The 16,316-nt window shown below is 72.5% G+C and carries 12 protein-coding genes and 2 pseudogenes; 9 read left to right on the top strand and 5 right to left on the bottom strand.

Features of this window, described 5'->3' with window-relative positions; genetic code table 11:
- Window positions 1–85: 85 nt before the first annotated feature.
- The 3 genes from ACH4J0_RS23160 to ACH4J0_RS23170 all read right to left on the bottom strand — a co-directional run bounded on the left by ACH4J0_RS23160 (window position 86) and on the right by ACH4J0_RS23170 (window position 2,774).
- A complete protein-coding gene (locus tag ACH4J0_RS23160) occupies window positions 86–943 on the bottom strand; it encodes a hypothetical protein (protein WP_396242414.1) in 858 nt (285 codons plus the stop codon).
- A gap of 202 nt (window positions 944–1,145) precedes the next feature.
- Window positions 1,146–2,006: a hypothetical protein gene (locus ACH4J0_RS23165; RefSeq protein WP_396242415.1), complete on the bottom strand. Its 861-nt coding sequence runs from the start codon at window positions 2,004–2,006 to the stop codon at window positions 1,146–1,148.
- Window positions 2,007–2,168: 162 nt separating this feature from the next.
- Entirely contained in the window at window positions 2,169–2,774 is a 606-nt protein-coding gene (locus ACH4J0_RS23170; protein ID WP_396242416.1) for an NTP transferase domain-containing protein, read from the bottom strand.
- Window positions 2,775–2,915: 141 nt separating this feature from the next.
- Between ACH4J0_RS23170 and moaA the strand changes: the two genes are divergently transcribed.
- The 3 genes from moaA to ACH4J0_RS23185 all read left to right on the top strand — a co-directional run bounded on the left by moaA (window position 2,916) and on the right by ACH4J0_RS23185 (window position 6,089).
- Window positions 2,916–3,911 (top strand): GTP 3',8-cyclase MoaA, encoded by a 996-nt coding sequence (moaA, locus tag ACH4J0_RS23175; protein ID WP_396242417.1) that lies wholly within the window; start codon window positions 2,916–2,918, stop codon window positions 3,909–3,911.
- Between the two features lie 141 nt (window positions 3,912–4,052).
- Window positions 4,053–4,232 carry a hypothetical protein gene (locus ACH4J0_RS23180; protein ID WP_396242418.1) on the top strand — a complete coding sequence of 60 codons (180 nt, stop codon included), beginning with the start codon at window positions 4,053–4,055 and terminating at the stop codon, window positions 4,230–4,232.
- Window positions 4,233–4,520: 288 nt separating this feature from the next.
- Window positions 4,521–6,089, top strand: coding sequence for an alpha/beta hydrolase (locus ACH4J0_RS23185; protein WP_396242419.1), 1,569 nt, complete (start codon window positions 4,521–4,523; stop codon window positions 6,087–6,089).
- Between the two features lie 153 nt (window positions 6,090–6,242).
- Here the strand turns inward: ACH4J0_RS23185 and ACH4J0_RS23190 are convergent, their stop codons facing one another.
- Together ACH4J0_RS23190 and ACH4J0_RS23195 are read right to left on the bottom strand one after the other, a co-directional pair.
- Window positions 6,243–8,714 (bottom strand): ArnT family glycosyltransferase, encoded by a 2,472-nt coding sequence (locus ACH4J0_RS23190; protein ID WP_396242420.1) that lies wholly within the window; start codon window positions 8,712–8,714, stop codon window positions 6,243–6,245.
- A 131-nt stretch (window positions 8,715–8,845) separates the two neighbouring features.
- Window positions 8,846–9,970, bottom strand: a complete 1,125-nt coding sequence (locus ACH4J0_RS23195; RefSeq protein ID WP_396242421.1) for an alpha/beta hydrolase — start codon at window positions 9,968–9,970, stop codon at window positions 8,846–8,848.
- 149 nt (window positions 9,971–10,119) lie between these two features.
- Between ACH4J0_RS23195 and ACH4J0_RS23200 the strand changes: the two genes are divergently transcribed.
- The 6 genes and pseudogenes from ACH4J0_RS23200 to ACH4J0_RS23225 all read left to right on the top strand — a co-directional run bounded on the left by ACH4J0_RS23200 (window position 10,120) and on the right by ACH4J0_RS23225 (window position 16,307).
- On the top strand, window positions 10,120–11,016 hold the full coding sequence (locus tag ACH4J0_RS23200; RefSeq protein ID WP_396242422.1) for a hypothetical protein: 897 nt from the start codon (window positions 10,120–10,122) through the stop codon (window positions 11,014–11,016).
- A 367-nt stretch (window positions 11,017–11,383) separates the two neighbouring features.
- Window positions 11,384–11,821 (top strand): annotated as a pseudogene (locus ACH4J0_RS23205) (trypsin-like peptidase domain-containing protein); the annotation flags it as partial.
- A gap of 216 nt (window positions 11,822–12,037) precedes the next feature.
- Window positions 12,038–12,751, top strand: a pseudogene (locus tag ACH4J0_RS23210) (putative Ig domain-containing protein); the annotation flags it as partial.
- 353 nt (window positions 12,752–13,104) lie between these two features.
- Window positions 13,105–13,395 (top strand): hypothetical protein, encoded by a 291-nt coding sequence (locus ACH4J0_RS23215; RefSeq protein WP_396242423.1) that lies wholly within the window; start codon window positions 13,105–13,107, stop codon window positions 13,393–13,395.
- A 10-nt stretch (window positions 13,396–13,405) separates the two neighbouring features.
- Window positions 13,406–15,652, top strand: coding sequence for a hypothetical protein (locus tag ACH4J0_RS23220; protein WP_396242424.1), 2,247 nt, complete (start codon window positions 13,406–13,408; stop codon window positions 15,650–15,652).
- A 130-nt stretch (window positions 15,653–15,782) separates the two neighbouring features.
- Window positions 15,783–16,307, top strand: coding sequence for a hypothetical protein (locus ACH4J0_RS23225; RefSeq protein WP_396242425.1), 525 nt, complete (start codon window positions 15,783–15,785; stop codon window positions 16,305–16,307).
- Window positions 16,308–16,316: the final 9 nt, after the last annotated feature.

Consider the following 16,316-nt stretch of genomic DNA (forward strand, 5'->3'; position numbering starts at 1 on the left):
GGCCGGACCGGGGCACGGCGGTGCCCGGGGAACAGCAAGGCGACCTGTCCGGGGCACTGCTCGCCCCGGACAGGTTAGGCTCACCTTAGCTGATTGTCCCCCGGGTCTCGCTGGTGATGCGCCCGTCCGGGGAAGGCCCCGGCGCGCGCCCGGTGCCGGCGGGTGCGTTCGACAGCTGGCGCGCGAGCCAGACCGGCACCCCGCCCAGGGCGTGCACCAGGCGGGCCGCCTCGGCGCGCAGCCGTACGGCCTCGGGGGGTTCGGACACCTCGGCGAGCGCGGCGAGCGCCGGCGCCACCCCGACCGTGAAGCCGAGTTGCTCGCGCAGCCGCAGGGAGGCGTCGAAGCCCTCCCGGGCGTTGCCGCGCTCCCCGCGGGCGAGGGCCAGCGCGGCCAGGTGCCGCCAGGTGTAGGAGCGCAGCAGTTCGTCCCCGCGTTCGCCGGCGCCCTCGTGCGCCCGGCGGTAGGCGATCCAGGCGGCGCTGCGGTCGCGCAGCAGGTTCTCGGCGACCAGTCCGCGCCGGAAGTCCAGCAGCGGGCGGCCCGGGGCGTCGGGCGGCAGCAGCGCCGAGGTCCGGCCGAGCGCGGCCTGCGCCTCGTCCAGCCGGTCGCGCGGGCCGAGCACGCTGGCCAGGTAGGCGAGGAAACCGCGGGCGCAGGCGGCGGCCGCCCGCTGTTCGGTGCCCTCCGCCAGGGCCTCGGCGAGTCGTAGCGCCTGTTCCGCCTGGGTCCACTGCGACGCGGTGAACAGGCACTGTTCGATGAGGAGTTCGGCCCGTGCGAGGGCGGTGGTCGGGTCGCGTTCGGCGGCCGGTCGCAGCAGTTCGGCGGCCTCCTGCCAGCACCCGCGGGACCGCAGTCGCCACACGGTGTCGCCCGGTTCCTCCGCTGCCGCCCGCCCCCGTTCGTCCGGGCCGTTCGGGCTCCATCCGTGCTCCGACAACGCCACCTCCTTGTGTGCGCCATCCAGCAGGGCACGGACCTGCCCCTGGGGCCCTGCCGCCGCGACCGTGCGCATGGCGACGGCAGGGCGAAAGGCCCGCGCTGTGGCGGCAATTCAACACGGGGGCGAGCTTGTGCACCAGATCACGAGCGGAGGTTGTTGCTTTTGCCGGGGAAATGATCTAGAGGGGCGGCGGCCGGGGTCAGGAGGTCCAGCCGGTCTCCATCAGGGCCTCGGCGGCGCCGTTGGCGGGCTGCGGCACGCCGGCCAGGTCCAGGCTGAACAGGGCGACCAGCAGTTGTTCGCCGCGCACGGTGGCCTGGTGGGAGTAGCCGGCCAGGGTGAACATGGCGGCGGCCATCTCCTCGGCGTGCAGGGTCTGCAGCCACAGGCACTCGACCGACTTCACGTCGGCGGGCTCGGTCCAGGTGTCGACCTGGGCGACCATCCGGCTGCCCAGCAGGGTGACCCCGTCGCGCTCCTGGGCCTCGGTCAGCTCCAGGTCGTCGAAGCCGAGCCACTCCAGGTAGCGGGCGGCGGTGAACACCGCGTCCTGCGAGGTGCGCACCGGGTGGGGGCGGAACGGGGCGCGGTGGCGGAACGGGCGGGAGCGGCCGGCCGAGCCGCCGGGGGGTGCGGGAGGGGCGGGCGCCGGGGTGTTCACCGGGTGGGCAGGGTACGGGTGGGAGGCCTGCGGGCCGGGGATGGCGAGCGGGCCGGCCGGGCCGCTGCCCAGCCGGGTGGTGCGGTCCACCGGGAGCCGGACGGTGGCGCCGCAGTTGCAGGTGAACTCGGGCTGCGGCCACTGGTCCGAGCGGCCGCAGTGCGGGCAGCGCATGCTCAGCCAGGAGTCCTCCCAGGAGCGGAACCGCACCTGCACCGGCACCCCGCCGCGCAGCAGCGGCACCTTCAGCGAGGCGCCGCACGGGCAGGGCAGCGACGGCGGTTCGTACAGGTGCTCGCGGCGGCAGGCGGGGCAGCGGATCGCCCGGGCGGCACCGCCCGCCCCGGGCCCCGGCCGCGCGGGGTCGTGTCCGGTGAAGTCGTCGGGCAGTCCTGCCATCGCGGGCTCCGTCCGTCGGGGTCGGGGTGGGTGGGTGCTTCCCATGCTCCCCGAAACCTCCGGCCCAGGGCGCGGAATGGGCCAATCCTCAGGGACAGATCAGGGCACGACCCGTGCCCGGCCCCTTCGCAGGGAGGAGGGGCGGTCGGCGTGCGGAGGAGGTCAGCGGGCCGACCAGCGGGCCAGGTCGGCGGGGGTGTCGAGGTCGTCCGGGACGGCGACGTCCGCGCACTCCACCAGGACGAGCTCCTCGGCGTGCGCCGCCAGCAGGGCGCGGGCCCCGGCGTCGCCGGCGGCGCCCTCGGCCGCCTCGGCGAAGTGCCGCGTGCCGATCAGCACCGGGTGCCCGCGCCGCCCGCCGTACGCCGCCGCCGCCAGGTCGGCGCCGGCCCGGTGCGCCGCCAGCAGCCGGGCCACCGCGGCCGGGGTGACTCCCGGGGTGTCGACCAGCATCACCAGCACCGCCGGGGCGTCCGGCGCCAGCGCGGCCAGCCCGGCCCGCAGCGAGGAGCCCATGCCCTCGGCCCAGTCCGGGTTGGCCACCAGCCGGCAGCCCGGCAGGTGCGCCGTGGAGCGGATCCGGTCGCGCTCCGCGCCCAGCACCACCGTGACGTCCGGGCAGCCGCCGGCCCGTACGGTGGCCACCGCGTGCTCCAGCAGCGGCCGGCCCGCGTACCGGATCAGCGCCTTGGGCCGCCCGCCGAGCCGGCGTCCGCCCCCGGCGGCGAGGACGAGGGCCGGGACGGCGGCGGGCGGTGTGTTCGGCATGCGCCCAGCCTGCCCGCTCCGGGGGTGCTCGCGCAGCGGTTCGCGGCTTGTACGAATCCACAAGGCGAAGGCGCGGGCCGGGGGCGCTCCCCGGCGGTTCGGCCGCTGGTCCGGCGGCGCTCTTGCCCCTGTACTGGGGCGATGAACACCGCGCCGCGCCCGCTGGTGGACCGCTTCGGACGGGTCCACACCGATCTGCGGGTCTCCCTGACCGACCGCTGCAACCTGCGCTGCACCTACTGCATGCCGGCGGAGGGGCTGGACTGGCTGCCCCGGGCGGAGGTGCTCGGCGACGACGAGGTGGTGCGGCTGGTGCGGATCGCCGTGCAGCGGCTGGGGGTGCGCTCGGTCCGGCTGACCGGCGGCGAGCCGCTGCTGCGCCGCGGACTGCCGGGGCTGGTCGGTCGGCTGGCGGCACTGGGGGTGGAGCTGTCGCTGACCACCAACGGGATCGGCCTGGCGCGGACGGCCGTCCAGCTGCGGGAGGCGGGGCTGGGGCGGGTCAACGTCAGCCTGGACACGCTGCGCGCCGACCGGTTCGCGACACTCACCCGGCGGGACCGGATCGGTGACGTGTTCGCGGGCCTGGCGGCGGCGAAGGCGGCCGGGCTGGACCCGGTGAAGGCCAACGCCGTGCCGGTGCGCGGGGTCAACGAGGACGAGATCGCGCAACTGGCGTCCTTCGCCGTCGAACACGGCTACCGGATGCGCTTCATCGAGTCCATGCCGCTGGACGCGCAGGGGAGTTGGGACCGGGCCGCGATGGTGACGGCCGACGAGATCCTGGCCCGGCTGGGCGAGTGCTTCGACCTCGTGCCGGTCGGGCGCAGCGGCAACGCCCCGGCGGAGGAGTGGCGGATCGCCGGGACGGACACGGTGATCGGGGTCATCGCCTCCGTCACCCGGCCGTTCTGCGGCGGCTGCGACCGCGTGCGGCTGACCGCGGACGGGCAGTTGCGCAACTGCCTGTTCGCCACCGAGGAGTCCGACCTGCGCGCGCTGCTGCGCGGTGGCGCGGACGACGCGCGGATCGAGGCGGCCTGGCGCGCGTCGGTGGCCGGCAAGGGGCCCGGACACGCCATCGGCAGCGCCGACTTCGTCCGGCCCGAACGGCCGATGTCGGCGATCGGCGGCTGAGCGCACCCGGGCCTGCCGGGAGCCGGCGGATGTGAGCTCCGACATGCTCCTCGGTCCGCCCGTGGCGTCGGCTTGATCATCTCTTGGGTCCGCTGGTCTGCTGGTTCGCCGTCAACCCGCCGCTGACCTCGGGAGTTCTCCGTGCCCGCCCGCCGCACCCGGCTGTCCGCCGCCACCGTCCTCCTGGTTGGCGCGCTCGCGCTGGTCGGCTGGCTGCTCGGCGGCCGCGACCACCCGTCGACCGGCAGCGCGGCCCCCGGCACCAGCCCGCTGGAGAACCCGGACAGCACCGAGCCCGGCCTGGCGCCGCGCTCAACCTGATCCCCGCCGACGGCTCGCAGAACGCCTCCAAGGGCGACTCCGGCCCGTCCGCCCGGCTGCCCGCCAACACCGAGGTCCGCTGCTCCTACCGGTGCGCTTCGCCCAGGTCTCGCTGAAGTACCGACTGACTGCCCGTCACCGAGGCCGACACGAGGGCCGTGCTGCAGCAGTGCGGCGGCTGACGAACCGTTTCGCCCTTCGGTGACCAGGCAGCGAGGGCGGCGACAGGACGGGGAGGGCGACGTGCCCCGGGAGGGCGTCGGGTGGTATTCGTGGGCGGTGTCCCCGATGACCCCCCGCCTCCCGCGGCGCGCCCTGCCCGCCCTCGCCGCCCTCCTCCTCGCACTGCCCGCCGGCTGCTCCGGCCCCGGCGACGCACCGAAGGCGGGCACCCCGACGAGCCGCCCGCCGCTCGCCGAACGGGTCTCCGCCGGCACCTCCCCGGCCCTTCGGGCCTTCTACGACCAGTCCCTCGACTGGGCCCCCTGCGACGCCGACACCGACCCCGCCGACCAGGACGAACCCGTCCTGCAGTGCGCCACCCTCAAGGTCCCGCTGGACTACGCCGACCCCGGCGGCCGCACCACCGACGTCGCCGTCGCCCGGGTGCCCGCCGCCGACCCCGGCCACCGCACCGGCGCCCTGCTGCTCAACCCCGGCGGCCCCGGCAACTCCGGCACCACCATGGCCCGGCACTGGAAGGACGACCGGGGCCCGCTGCGCGACCACTTCGACCTGGTCGGCTTCGACCCGCGCGCCGCCGGCGGCACCCTCCCCGTCCACTGCCTGGACGACCGCACCCGCGACCAGTGGACCAGCACCGACGATCCGGCCTACGACCACGGCCAGGTCCTCGCCGACGCCTGCCGGGCCAAGTACGCCGACGTGCTCCCCCACCTCGGCACCCGTGACACCGCCCGCGACATGGACGTGCTCCGCGGCGCCCTCGGCGAACGCAAGCTCGACTTCCTCGGTTTCTCCTACGGCACCTACCTCGGCGCCCTCTACGCCGAGGAGTTCCCCGACCGCACCGGCCGGCTCGTCCTCGACGGCGCCGTCGAACGCAGCACCGACCTGATGCACCTCAACGGCGAACAGGCCGTCGCCACCGAGGCCGCCTTCCGTGCCTACGCCGCCGGCTGCGCCGCCGACGGCGACACCTGCCCGCTCGGCGGCGACCCGGCAACCGCCCCCCAGCGCCTCGCCGACTTCCTCGACGGCCTCAAGGACCATCCGCTGCCCACCCGGGACGGCCGCACCCTCACCGCCGCCCTCGCCTGGACCGGTGTCCTCGCCGCCATCGACGACGGCCGCCGTAACTGGCCCCGGCTGCGCGCCGCCCTCGACCCGGCCCTCGGCCACGGCGAGGCCGAAGAACTCCTCAAGCTCGCCGACGGCACCACCGGCCGCGACGAGGACGGCCACTACGACACCGCCGCGGACGCCTACGCGGCCATCCACTGCGCCGACGCCCCGCTCGCCCCCACCGACGCCGACCTGCGCGCCGCGCTCGCCGACCTCGCCGCCCGGGCCCCGCTCACCAGCCGGCACGACACCCGGATCACCCTGCTCGACCCCGACTGCCGCCGCTGGCCGTACCGCTCCACCGAACAGCCGCACACCGTGGCGGCGACCGGCAGCGCACCGATCCTGGTGATCGGCGGGACGGACGACCCGGTCACCCCCTACGCGTGGGCGCAGCGGATGGCGGGCGGGCTGCAACACGGCGTGCTGCTCACCCGCGAGGGCGACGGGCACATGTCCTGGGACCGCAGCGCGTGCGTGCGCGACGCCGCCGTCGCGTTTCTGGTGGACGGGGCTCTGCCGGCCGCCGGGACGCACTGCGCCTCGGACTGAGTTCGGGCAGCGGCGAACGCGAAGGGGGCGTACCGCGCGAACGCGGCACGCCCCCTGGGGAGTTCGGGGCCGGGTCAGGGTTCCCGGGGCCGTACTCCCGGCTCGGGGCTCCGGTGCCCTCAGGACTTCGGCGTCCTCAGGGCACCGGCGTCCTCAGGACTTCGGAGCCGTCAGGTCGTAGAAGGTGGCCCCGCCGACCGTCTTGGCGGTGAAGTGGCTGGTCACCCAGGCCTCGATCTGGGCGGCCTCGGTCTGCTGACCGCCGTCGTCGCCCTCACCGCCCGCGCCGCCGAAGCCGCGGCGCGAACCGCCGGCGATGAACCAGTGGACCTTGCCCTGCTGGACGTACTTCTGGAAGCCCTCCAGGCTGAGCGAGGGATCCGTGCCGTTGAAGCCGCCGAGGGCCATCACCGGCTTGCCGGTGGCGAGCTGGTAGCTCGCGGCGTTCTGCGAGCCGGTGGTGGCCGCCGCCCAGGTGTAGTGACCGGCGTCCTGCGAGAGCAGCGCCGCGGCCTCGTCGCTCACCTTGGTGCCGCCGAGCAGGCCGCCCATGCCGCCGGCGAACCCGCCGGGGCCGCCTGCACCCTCGGGGCCCTGGCCGCCGGGGGAGCCGGGGAAGCCGCCCGGGAAGCCCGTGGGGCCGCCGGTGCCTTCGGTGCCGCCGGCACCGCGCTCGTGGCGGCCGCCGGGGGCGGTGCCGCCGCCGGAGCCTCGGCCGGAGCCGCCGGGGAAGCCGCCCTGGCCGTGCCTGCCCTGACCGTTCTGACCACCCTGGCCACCCTGGCCGCCGGGGAAGCCGCCCTGGCCGTTCTGGCCGCCCCAACCGCCCTGGCCGCCCCAACCGCCCTGGCCGTTCTGGCCGCCGGGGAAGCCGCCCTGGCCGGACATCCGGCCGTTGCCCATCGCGCCCTTGCCGCCCTTGCGGCCGAAGGACCCCGGCCCGAACGCGCCCTTCACGGACGGCCCGGCGGTGATGATGGAGCCGTTGTGCGCGGTGCCCACGGTGTCCACCGCGTACGCGGCCGGACCGCCGAGCGCCGCCGCCACACCCACCAGGCCCGCCACCGAGGCGATCCGCGCGCCGGTCCGTCCGGAGACGGCGCCGGCGTACTGCCCGACGACCAGGGCGACCGCCGCCGCCAGCCCGCCGATCAGCACCGCCCAGCGCAGCCAGGGCAGGAAGTCGGAGCTGCGGCCGAGCAGGACGAACGCCCACACCGCCGTCACCGCGAGCACGCCCGCAAGCAGCAGCGCGTACGGCAGCCGGTGCCGCGCCCGCCACAGCCCGTCCACGCCCATGCCGAACAGCGCCGCGACGGCCGGGGCCAGCGCCACCGTGTAGTACTGGTGGAAGATCCCGGACATGAAGCTGAAGATCAGCGCGGTGGAGATCAGCCAGCCGCCCCAGACCAGGAACGCCGCGCGGGCGGTGTCCGGACGGGCGTAGCGGCGGGTCGCCCACAGACCGACCACCAGCAGGATCAGCGCGGCCGGCATCAGCCAGGCGATCTGCCCGCCGATGTCGCTGCCGAACAGCCGGGTGATCCCGGTCTGGCCCCAGCCCCTGTTGTGCATCGCGCCGGCCGGCAGGTCGAGCCCGGCCGGGAGGTGTCCGCCGCCGCCCACGCTGCCGCGCTCGTTCCCGTCGACCCGGCCGAGGCCGTTGTAGCCGAAGGTCAGCGACAGGAAGCTGTCGTCCTGCGAGCCGCCGACGTACGGGCGGTCCGAGGCGGGCAGGAGCTGGACGACCGCCACCCACCAGCCGGCCGAGACCACCAGCGCCAGGCCCGCGAGCAGGGTCTGCCGCAGCCGCCGCCAGAAGCCGGTGGGGGCCACGACCAGGTAGATCACCGCGAAGGCGGGCAGGATCAGGAATGCCGCCAGGGTCTTGGTGAGGAACGCGAAGCCGAACATCACCCCGGTGAACAGCAGCCAGCGGGTGCTCGCCGTCTCGACCGCCCGCACCATCCCGTACGCGGCCAGGGTGAGCAGCAGCACCAGCATGGCGTCCGGGTTGTTGAAGCGGAACATCAGCGTCGCGACCGGGGTGAGCGCCAGCGCGGTGCCGGCCAGCAGGGCGCCCAGCGGGGAGAAGCGGCGGCGCACCGTGGCGTACAGCACGCCGACGGTGGCGGCGCCCATCAGCGCCTGCGGGGCCAGGATCGACCACGAGGAGAGGCCGAAGAGTCGCACCGACAGCGCCATCGGCCACAGCGACGCCGGGGGCTTGTCGACGGTGATGAAGTTGCCGGCGTCCGAGGAGCCGAAGAAGAAGGCCTTCCAACTCTGGCTGCCGGCCTGGACGGCGGCCGAGTAGAAGGCGTTGGCCCACCCGGAGGCGCCCAGGCCCCACAGGTAGAGGACGACGGTCGCGGCCATCAGCGCCAGCAGGGCCGGGCGCACCCAGCGCGGGTCGTCCGCGCGGCCGCGCCAGGCGCGGGCCGGGAGGGTGCGCAGCCGTCCGGACCAGGAGGCCGGGCCCTTCGGGCCGACGGGCGGCAGGGCCTGCTCGGGGAAGAGCGGCGCCGGGTCCGGCCGGCCGGACTGCGGCACCTCCGGCGGCGGATAGTTCGCGGCCTCGGGCCACGGATCGCCGGCCGGAGGGGAGTAGCTGCTCGTGGTCATGCGCCATACCGTGCGTGGCGTGGCTGAGAGAACCGTGAGACGAGGCTGTGAGCCGCGTGTGATCTGTCCCGTTCCAGGCGTACGGCCGGGGGGTCAGGGGTTCTCGTCCGGGCTTGAACCGGCTTTCCGGATCAGGCCGTAGCCGCCGGCATGGTGAGGTGCTTGCCCAGCCACTCCAGCGCCGGGGGGATCTCCCGGGTCCAGGTGTGGAAGTTGTGGCCGGCGGTGTCCAGGGTGATGGTCGACATCTTGGTGGGGGCCTTGAAGGCGGCGACCATGGCCTTGGTCTCGTCGTAGTTGTTCTCGTCGTACGCGGTGGTCAGCAGCAGCGAGACCGGGGCGGCCGGCTGGTTCTTCAGCCGCCACAGCAGGTCGTTCTCCTGCTTGAGCTTGTCGTTGCCGCCGAACAGGTCGCCGGTGGTCGGGTCGTGCGCGGCGCTGTAGTAACCGGAGAGCGCGACCGCCGAGGGGTAGGAGTCGGGCTTGCGCAGCGCGAACTTGAGCGCGCAGTAGCCGCCGGTGGAGTTGCCGATCACGGCCCGGTTGGCCGGGTCGGTGCCGATCCGGTAGGTGGTGGCGAGGGCCTTGGGCAGGTCGCTGGTGAAGAAGGTCTCGACCTGGGGGCCGTTCGGCACGTCGACGCACTCGGTGTCCCGGTCGCCGACGAGGGTGGGTCGGGTCATCACCAGGACGGTCGGCGGCAGCTTCTTCTGCTCGATGGCGTCGAGGGTGGACGCCGGGTACTGCATCAGCGAGATCAGCTTCTCCGGGGTGCCCGGGTAGCCGGTGAGCACCACGGCCATCGGGAAGCGCTGCTTGGCGAAGCCCGGCTGGAAGTACTGCGGCGGGAGGTAGACGTACGCCTCGGTGCTCAGGCCGCTGCCGGCTCCTTTGACGTCGATCTTCTGGATCAGCCCGGAGCGGTCGGGCTCCGAACCCTGGGCCGAGTAGAACCGCTGCTCACCGGTGACGGACACCCCGGAGGCGTTGGGCTGGTGGTCGACCACCGTGCCGAGCCCGCCGCTGGTGCCGAGCAGGTCGGTCCAGGAGCTGTAGAAGCCGAAGTAGCTGTTGGCGATCAGGCCCATGGCGGCCAGCACCGAGAGCTGGGTGGCCAGGAAGGCGCCGATCCGGCCCAGCCAGGACTTCCAGCCCTTCCCGCCGAACTTCGGCCAGAACCACATGGTGGCGGCGAAGACGACGATCGCGATGACCGAGGCGATGATCTGGAGGGGGAGTCCGGTGAGACTGAGCACGGGCCCGATCGTAGTTGACCCTTCCGGGTGGCTGGGGGTGACCCCTGGGGGTGATCGTTCGAAACGGCTTGACCGGCGTGGTTCATGATCGGCACCATGTCGCCCCGTATGTGCACGGGGTGTGCGCACGGTGTCATCGGGGTGGGATTGTGAAGTTCTCGGGGTCCGCGGGCAGATCCGGTCTGGTCGTCGGGGCGGCGCTGCTGCTCGCGGCGTGCAGCGGTGGGGGCGGGACGGCGGCGTCGAGTGCGACGCCGAGCGCGGTGCCGTTCGGTCCGGTGCTCAGCAAGAACATCGATCCGGTCAACGCCGCGCTCGCCCAGATCGCCGGGGTCAAGAGCCTGAGCGAGTTCGACGGCGTGCTCAGCACCCTCAACACCGCCGCGCACGAAGCTTCCATGGCTCTGAACGTGGCGGATGCCCCGGCCGGGGTCACGGAGGACCGGCATGACCTGGCGAACGCGCTGAGCGTGCTCCAGGAGGACGTCGCGAACGTCCGTGGCGCGATCGGGGCCAGGGACGTCTGCGCCCTGAGCTCGGCCGAGGCCAAACTCGGTGCCTCGCAGGGGCTGGCCTCGGTGTCGGCGCTCCTCACCAAACTGACAGCGGCCGGCTACTCGGCGAGTCTCACCGTCCCCCAGCTGCCCAAGCAGCAGTCCCGCTCGCTGGACAACGGCACGATGGTTAGCAAGGGCAAGCTGCGCGGGGAGGGGGTGTTCAAGGTCGACAACGGCGGCAGGACGGATGCGGTCGTCTCGCTCGTGCTGAACGGCAAGGCGGTGCACTCGGTGTTCGTGGCCAAGGGGCAGAAGGCCAGTGTCGAGGGCGTGGAGGACGGGACGTACGACGTCTACGTCTCCGAGGGGGCCGACTGGGACTCCGGAACCAAGGCCTTCACGCAGAACTGCGCCTTCACCAAGTTCGAGGACAACTTCCCGTACGAGACCGGCCGCACCTCGACCTCCTGGGAGATCACCCTACAGCCGGTGGTCGACGGCAACGCCAAGACCAACGACGTCGATCCGAACTCCTTCCCTCAGCCGTAGAAGTTCAGTGCGTCCACCCGTAACGGGCAAACCGGGACGGGTGGTTGCCATTCGGTGGCACAACGTGCGCCGCACAGTGGCGAGTTGTGCAGGAACCGTTGACCGCTTGAAGTGACCATGGCACTTTCGTGCGGGCGTGGGCCTCGGCGACCAGTCGGGCACCCCGCGATCCCCCACAAGGAGAGCCATGTTCAAGAGACTTGTCGCGGTGGCCGGTACGAGCGCCGTCGTCGCGGGCGGGCTGGCCTTCGCGGCCGTCCCCGCGCACGCCGTCCAGGCGGCCGACCTGACGTCGACCATCGCCCTGGACGACTGCTCGGCCTCGCTGGTCCGGTTCCCCGCATCGGTGGCCGGCGACCGGGCCATGATGCTCACCAACGGGCACTGCCTGCCCACCATGCCCTCGGCCGGCCAGGTCATCCAGAACGTCGGCGCCAGCCGCAGCGGCACCCTGCTGGACGGTGCCGGCAACAGCCTCGGCACCGTCCAGGCCGACAAGGTGATCTACGCGACGATGACCGGCACCGACGTCGCGCTCTACCAACTCACCGACACCTACGGCTCGATCACCTCGAAGTACGGCGCCACCGCGCTGACCGTCAACGACGCGCACCCCACCGACGGCGCCTCGATGTACATCCCGTCCTCGTACTGGAAGCAGGTCTGGAACTGCTCCGTCAACGGGTTCGTGCCCACCCTGCGCGAGGACCAGTGGACCTGGCACGACTCGCTGCGCTACAGCTCCGGCTGCAACACCACGCACGGCACCTCCGGTTCGCCGATCATCGACTCCGCGAGCGGGCGGATCGTCGGCATCAACAACACCGGCAACGACGACGGTGAGATGTGCACCCTCAACAACCCCTGCGAGGTCGCCGCCGACGGCACCACCACGGCCACCAAGGGGCAGAGCTACGGCGAGGAGACCTACTGGTTCACCACCTGCCTGAACTCCAGCCGCGCGATCGACCTCACCGTGCCCGGCTGCCTGCTCACGAAGCCGGCCGGCGCCGCCGTCTCGGTGGCCAGCCCCGGTGACCAGTCCACCGCCGTCGGCGGCGCGGTGAACCTCCAGATAAGCGCCTCCGGCGGCACCGCCCCGCTGTCCTACAGCGCGACCGGCCTGCCCGCCGGGCTGTCGATCAACTCCTCGACGGGCCTGATCTCCGGCACCGCCTCCACCGCGGGCAGCTCCAGCGTGACCGTCACCGTCACCGACGCGGCCGGCAAGACGGCCTCCACCAGCTTCGGTTGGACGGTCGCCGGTGGTGGCGGCGGCTCCTGCACCCCGGCCCAGCTGCTCGGCAACCCGGGCTTCGAGACCGGCGCGGCCACGCCCTGGACCGCTTCGAGTGGTGTGATCGACAACAGTTCCTCCGAGGCGGCCCACGGCGGCAGCTGGAAGGCCTACCTGGACGGCTACGGCAGCAGCCACAGCGACACGCTGTCCCAGACGGTCACCATCCCGTCCGGCTGCAAGGCGACGCTGAGCTTCTGGCTGCACGTCGACACCGCCGAGTCCGGCTCGACGGCGTACGACAAGCTGACCGTGTCGGTGAACGGCACCACGCTGAAGACCTACTCCAACGTGGACGCCGCCACCGGCTACCAGCAGCGCACCTTCGACCTCTCGGCCTACGCGGGCAAGAGCGTCACCCTGAAGTTCACCGGCACCGAGGACTCCTCGCTGCAGACGAGCTTCGTGATCGACGACACCTCGATCCAGACCAGCTGACGATCCACCAGTACGGGCCCGGCGGCTTCGGTCGCCGGGCCGTTCCGGATTGGCGTCGGCCACGCGCTCAGATTTCGCTCAAATTTTTTACGCAACAACGGCCAATGGTGAGGCTGCCCATTGGGTCGAACGAATGGGCGATCCATAGGTGGGGGTTGACGGTTTGGGGGCGGGAACGAGTGACTGATCTGGATTTCGAGCGCAAGGTGAATCCGTAGCTCTTCGACAGCTCCGGGAACCTGACGGAGGCGGCGAAGAAGCAGTTCCCGAACCTCGCCGCTGCCGCCGCCGGTGCGGCGGCCCCGGGGTGGACGCCGCCACCGGTGGTCACCGCGCCCCCTGGCGGGCCGACAGTGAAGGTGAGCCCGGAGGCGCTGCGCAAGGCGGGGACCAACGCGGGCACTCTGCACACCGACTTCGACAAGGCCACCAAGGACGTGTGGAAGGACATCCAGAGCAGCCTCCAGAGCATGTCCAAGGACTGGGCGATCGTGGGGGCGGTCCAGGCCGCGCACGAGATGTGGGAGGCGCAGGCGCAGGCGACCAGCCAGGCGATCGCGGAAATCTCCACCGGTCTGATCAGCAACGCCGACCAGTACGCGCGCGCCGATCAGGTGAACGCCCAGAATCTGCAGACGAACTGAGGCCGGCGACATGAGTATCTACGCCGACCTGCGCCAGGGGACGTTCAAGGGCATCGAGACCCTGGCCTCGGCCTTCGAGTCGTTGACGCGAAACTGGAAACTCTCCTCCGAGTTCACCGGCGACATCCTCACGCCGCTCCAGGGATCGAACTGGCGGGGCGACGCAGCCGAGCGGGCCGCCGCCACTATCACCAAGACCCGCAACGAGCTCGACGCGGCCTTCGAGGAGGCCACCGCGATCGGCAAGGCCCTGCGGGACGCACACACGGAACTCGCCGCCGCCCGGGCGGATCTGGACGCGGCGTTGAAGAGGGCCGCCGACCACTCCCTGACGGTGGACGCGGACGGCGTCAACATCAGCTGGCCCGCGCCGACGAGCGACGCCGACAAGCGCGACCCGACCTATACCACCACGTACAAGGAACTGGCCGAGTCGGTGGGCCAGGACATCGCGAAGGCCGTGGCCCGTGCGAAGACGGCCGACACCGCGGCCGCCGCGGCGCTCGGCGGCGCGACCGGGAAGAGCAAGACCGCATTCCAGCCGTCGAGGGGCCCGGAGGAGCAGGGCGAGAAGGCGGCGGACCTCCTCAAGCTGGCCGGCAACCTCTCCGACGCTCAACTCGACGAGCTCAACAAGACCCTGAAAGCCAACGCCAACAACCCGCAGTTCACCACCGCCTTCTACGGGCGGCTCGGGCCGGACGGCTTCCTCAAGTACTACGGTCAGCTGGCCGTAGCATCGGCGGACAAGGGCAACCGCTCGACCGCGATCGCCGACCTCCAGAAGAACCTTGGCATGGCACTGGCCACTGCCACCGAGAGTCACAACTTCCCGCACCTGTCCGACGAGTGGGAGGCGGGCCTGCGCCGGGCCGGAGCCACTCGGGTGGAGATCCTGCCGCGTGGCAGCAACCGGGTCAGCGGCAGTGTTCAGCCGTACGGCTACCAGATCCTGGCGAACATCCTGCGAACCGGAAAGTACGACCCGCACTTCCTCAACCCGGTCGCCGAACACGTCACCCAGCTCAGTGAGATGCCCGGCTTCTGGACGTCGACGCCGTGGCTCCACAGTGACTTGGACCAGATGAAGCTGCTGGGCTACGCGCAGGGTGCCCAGGCGGGCGGCTTCAATCCGATGACGGGCGTGCTGGACGCGCTCGCACACAATCCCCAGGCCGCGACCCAGTTCTTCCACGATCCGAAGACGGAGTACAACCTCGACGGATCGGTCAAGGCCTTCAACCAGGACAACAACTACCTCCGGGCGCTGACCGTGGGAGGTGACCGTTCGCCGCTCCAGGACATCTGGAAGGGGAACGACTACTTCGCCGGCGGCCACGCGGAGTCGCCGGAGGTGCTGGCCCTGGGCCACGCGTTGGAGGCGGCCACCACCGGGCGCTCCTACGACGCACCTGAGGGCACCCCCCTGCCGCAGCACACGCCGGAGATGGCGAAGGTGATGCAGCAGGTGGTCGATCGCTTCGGGAGCGACGACGGCCCCAAGCTGCTCCGCAATGGAGCCGACTTCGCGGGCCTGGCGCCCAGCCTGGGCCATCTGACCGCGGCCTACATGGGTGACGTGCACGTGGCGCTGAACCCAGAGGACAGCGCCCTGACGACATACGGCGCGCCGGCGAAGCTCAACCAGGGGAACACCGAGAAGCTGTTGGGGGCCCTGGGCCGCAACCCCGACGCCTTCGGCGCCATCGCCCAGGCCCAGCAGGCCTACACGACGGCGCGCATCCAGGACGTGATGCTGCACCGGGACACCTACGGTCCCGAGTTCGACCTGGCCGTGACCAACGCGGCGCACTCCGGCGGCGAGGTGGCCGGGTATCTCACCGCGGGCCGAACCGCCGGGTTGGTGGATGAGATGAAGGGCCAGGCCAAGGCGTACAACGACTCCATCAGCCAGAACGCCATGTGGGGGAAGGCGGTCTGGGCCGCGACCGGCGGCAGGGTGGCGGGGGATCTTCCCATCGTCGGCAAGGGCATGTCACTGCCGGTGAACTACCTCATCGACCAGATGGCGTCGAGCTACTACATCGACCCGAACACCGCGGACCCGGCCACGCGCGCGGACGACGCGGGCTTCAACGCGGCTGCCGCATCTGCCAAGAAGACGGTGGAACAGGCGGCGGAGGGCACGGGGTTGAATCCGGAGCGGGTCCAGGCGCTGGCCACGGGGGCCGCGAAGGGCGTGCTGACCGGTGGTTCCTACGCCGCGGACCGCTTCGGCCGGGCCGTCAGTGGCTGAGGACAGGCGGCTCCGGCGGCGGTGGCTCGCCGCCGGGGTCGCGGGGGTGCTTCTCGCCGGGGCCGGGTTCGGGTGGTGGTGGAGGTCGGCCCACGCACCGGCGGAGCCGTCGACCAGTGCCTGCTGGTCGGTGCTCACCCGGGACGACCTCGCGCCGCTGACGGACGAGCTGCCCAGGACGTTCGTCGAGCACTATCTGAACGGCCGCGGGGAACGCCTTCGCCCGGGCATCGAGGACCAGAGGTGCAATCTCCTCCAGAACCCGGAGAAGTCCCTGGTGTTGGTCGACGTGCAGTTGATGGACGAGTCCACCATGCACTACACCGACGGCGCAGGCTCGGAGCTGAACCTCCCGGGTCAGAGCCGGCTCGACTTCAGTGCGGACGTGCAGGGGTGGAGCGGGCCGTACTTCGCGGATCTCGGGTTCCGGTGCGACAACCCGGAGAACACGCGCATGGGTCGGCCGTATGTGCACGTCGTGATCAGCACGGGTGGTCCCGAGGGGCCGAGGTCGGAGAAGCTTCACCGGGCGGCCCTCGACATCGCGCTGAAGTACGCCAAGGCCGTCGTGGCGGACTTCCCGTGCGCGAACCCGCTGCACCTGCCGGACAGTGTCCCGGAGTCGGCGACGAACTTCCCGTCGCCGGCGCCCTGACCGGATAGG

This window comes from Kitasatospora sp. NPDC017646, assembly GCF_044329365.1.
Lineage (GTDB): Bacteria > Actinomycetota > Actinomycetes > Streptomycetales > Streptomycetaceae > Kitasatospora.